Annotated in this window: 1 protein-coding gene; it reads left to right on the top strand. The window is 29.3% G+C overall.

Translation table 11 applies throughout. The features are described from left to right. On the top strand, positions 1-1,889 hold a 1,889-nt coding region (locus tag HG1285_RS17860), incomplete at both ends, for a class I tRNA ligase family protein (protein WP_157560696.1).

The following is a 1,889-nucleotide window of genomic DNA, read 5'->3' as shown; positions in this document are numbered from 1 at the left end:
AATTTGGTGGGGACATAGAATTCCTGTATGGTACTGTAAAGAATGTTCAAATATAAATGTTTTTGATGATGATTATTTTGATTCTTTAGAGGAAAAAACAATCTTTAATATTTATGGAGATACACGAATATCACAATTTTTCTCTTATAATGAACTGTCTGATTATTTGTATTCTCAAAACTTTACACATGAAGATAAAACAAATCTAGAATTTTATGAAAAAATTGTATTTAGAAAAGAAATTAATGGCTTAAAAAAAGAGAATTTAAAAGAGTTTTTAGATAAAACTTATAAAAAAATACCTGTGTTAAACTCTGAAAATAATGAGCATTTTATAGGCTTTCCTCCACACGCTGTATTTTATCTTTATATAAATAATCTTCTGCCAAGAAGTTTTACTGTAGATGATTTAATAAAAGCTTATAAAAATCACAAAAAAGAGCTTAAAGATATTTTTACTGTTTTTTTAAGTGGAATAAAAAAGACAGAAATTTTTGAAAACAAAGAGACATTAAAACAGTGGCTAATTGACCATTCTTATGGAAATTGTCCAAACGGTAGAATTTTCTTTTCAGAAGTTGATGGTGTATTTAGTGTAATAGAGGAGAATATAAAAGATGTTAAATATTTTATTGATTTAAAATGTGAAAAATGTGGTAGTAGAGTTTTAGCTCAGGAAGAAGATGTTTTAGATACATGGTTTTCTTCAGCACTTTGGCCTTTTGGTACGTTAGGATGGCCGGAAAAAACGCCTGAACTTCAGAAATACTATCCTACATCTTTACTTGTTACAGGGTTTGATATTATATTCTTTTGGGTAGCTCGTATGATAATGATGGGGCTTTATTTTACTAAAGAAAAGCCTTTCTCCGATGTTTATATACATGCCCTTGTTAGAGATGAAAAAGGTGAAAAAATGTCAAAAACAAAAGGTAATGTAATAGACCCTCTTGATATGGCCGAAAAATATGGGGCTGATTCTTTACGCTTTACGTTAGCTGCCCTTGCTGCACAGGGGAGAGATATAAGACTTTCAGAAAAAAGAATAGAAGGTTATAGAAACTTTGCTAATAAAATATGGAATGCATCTAAATATGTACTTCAAAATGTAAAGAACTTTAATGGAAATATTATTCAGGATATAACATCTTTAGAGCTTTCCGCAGAAGATAAATGGATAGTTTCTAAACTTCAAAAAATTATTTCAAATCTTGAAAATGCAATAAATTCCTATAGATATAATGATTATGCAAATGGTGCTTATGACTTTTTCTGGCACGAATACTGCGACTGGTATTTAGAGTTTACTAAGGAAAGGGTTTATAAAGGTTCAGACAAAGATAAACAGGTTGCACTTTCAACATTAATTTATGTTTTAGATAAATCTTTAAGAATCCTTCATCCAGTTATGCCGTTTATTACAGAGGAAATATGGCAGCAGCTTCCAACAAAAGATAAGGATTATTTATCTATAGCTGAATATCCAAAAGTAAATCAAAATCTTATTTTTGAAAATGAGGAAAATATAATAGAAAGCTTAAAAGAACTAATAACTGCCATTAGAGCAGCAAGAGCAGAGTTTGGCGTCCAGCCTTCTCAAAAAATTAATATCTATATAAAACCTGAAAATGAAGAGATTGAAAAAGTTTTAATTTCCTTAAAAAATGCAGTGGCTAATCTTGTGAAGGCTGACAAGCTTGAAATTTCTCAAGATTTAACTGAAATGAAAAATATGGCAACAGCTATTTCTTCAATAGGACAGGCTTATTTAGATATTGCCGGTGCCGTAGATGTAGAAAAAGAACTTGAAAGACAGGAAAAACTTTTAAAAGAAACTGAAAAGTATATTTCTATAATTGAGAAGAAACTTTCTAATGAAAATTTTGTAA

It is taken from the genome of Hydrogenivirga sp. 128-5-R1-1 (assembly GCF_000171895.1).
Note: the sequence above shows the minus strand (reverse complement) of the source record. Positions and strands in the feature narration are given on the sequence as shown.